Raw genomic sequence first — 1,469 nt, 5'->3', positions numbered from 1 at the left:
CGGTTGATCGCGCGGGTGCGCAGTGTGCTGGACGCCGAGTTGCGTATCCGGGACCTGTTCGACGCACCCACCCCCGCCCAACTCGCCACCCGCCTACCGGAGACGTCCTCGGTGCGGACCCCCCTCCGGCCGGTACGCCGGCCCGAGCTCGTGCCGCTGTCGTACGCCCAGCAGCGCCTGTGGTTCCTCGACCAGCTCGAAGGACCCAGCTCGCTCTACAACACCTCCTTCGCCGTCCGCCTCACCGGGTCCCTCGACAAGGAGGCCCTCGAAGCGGCCCTGCGGGACGTGCTGGCACGTCACGAGGTGCTGCGCACGGTCTATCCGCACCAGGACGGGCAGCCGTACCAGCGGGTGCTGAGTCCGGAGGAACTGGGCTGGCACCTTCCGGTGGTCGACGTGCCGGCGGACGGACTCCGCGAGATGCTGGCCGAGACCGCTGTCCACACCTTCGACCTGGCCGCCGACCTGCCCCTGTTCGCCCGGCTCTTCAGGACCGGGGCGGATGAGCAGGTGCTGGCCGTAGTGGTGCACCACATCGCGATCGACGGCTGGTCGCTGGGGCCGCTGGCGCGTGACCTGTCGGCTGCGTACGCCGCCCGGTGCCGGGGCGAGGCGCCGGACCGGGCGCCGTTGCCGGTGCAGTACGCCGACTACGCGATCTGGCAGCGGGACCTGCTGGGCGACGAGGACGATCCGGACAGTCTGCTGTCCGAACAGGTGGCGTACTGGCGCAGCACTCTGGCGGGGGCACCGGAGGAGCTGGTGCTGCCGACCGACCGGCCCCGGCCTCCGGTCGCAAGCCACCGTGGGCACCTCGCGGGGTTCGAGGTCTCGGCCGAACTGCACTCCCGCGTCGCCAGGCTGGCCGCTGAGCGGGGCGTGACCCTGTTCATGGTGATGCAGGCCGCGCTGGCCGCTCTGCTGTCGCGGCTGGGCGCGGGGGCCGACATACCCATCGGTTCGCCGATCGCGGGGCGCCCCGACGAGGCCCTGGAGGAACTGGTCGGGTTCTTCGTCAATACCGTCGTACTGCGGACCGACCTGTCCGGGGACCCCTCCTTCACCGAACTGCTGGAGCGGGTGCGCGAGACAAGTCTCGGCGCGTTCACGCACCAGGACGTCCCCTTCGAGCGGCTGGTGGACGATCTGGCGCCCGCCCGTTCCCTGGCCCGGCATCCGCTCTTCCAGGTCATGCTCACCGTGCAGAACACCGAACGACCGGTGGTGGAACTCCCCGAGCTGACGGCGTCCGGCCTGTCCGAGGGGCCTACGGTGTCGAAGTACGACCTGGACGTCGTCGTGGACGAGGCGTTCGACGCCGATGGCGTGCCCTCCGGACTCCGGGGGGCCGTGACGGTTTCGGCTGACCTGTTCGACCCGCGTAGTGCGGAGGAGTTCGCGAGCCGGCTGGTGCGGGTGCTGGAGGCGGTGGCCGGGGATCCGGGTGTGCGCGTGAGCGCGGTGGA

Annotated in this window: 1 protein-coding gene; it reads left to right on the top strand. The window is 71.2% G+C overall.

The window, feature by feature from the left end; genetic code table 11:
* A partial coding sequence (locus ACFY0P_RS52180) for a condensation domain-containing protein (RefSeq protein WP_388929540.1) occupies window positions 1–1,469 on the top strand: 1,469 nt, incomplete at both ends.

The sequence above is a fragment of the Streptomyces sp. NPDC001714 genome, assembly GCF_042892755.1.
Classification (GTDB): Bacteria; Actinomycetota; Actinomycetes; order Streptomycetales; family Streptomycetaceae; genus Streptomyces.
Note: the sequence above shows the minus strand (reverse complement) of the source record. Positions and strands in the feature narration are given on the sequence as shown.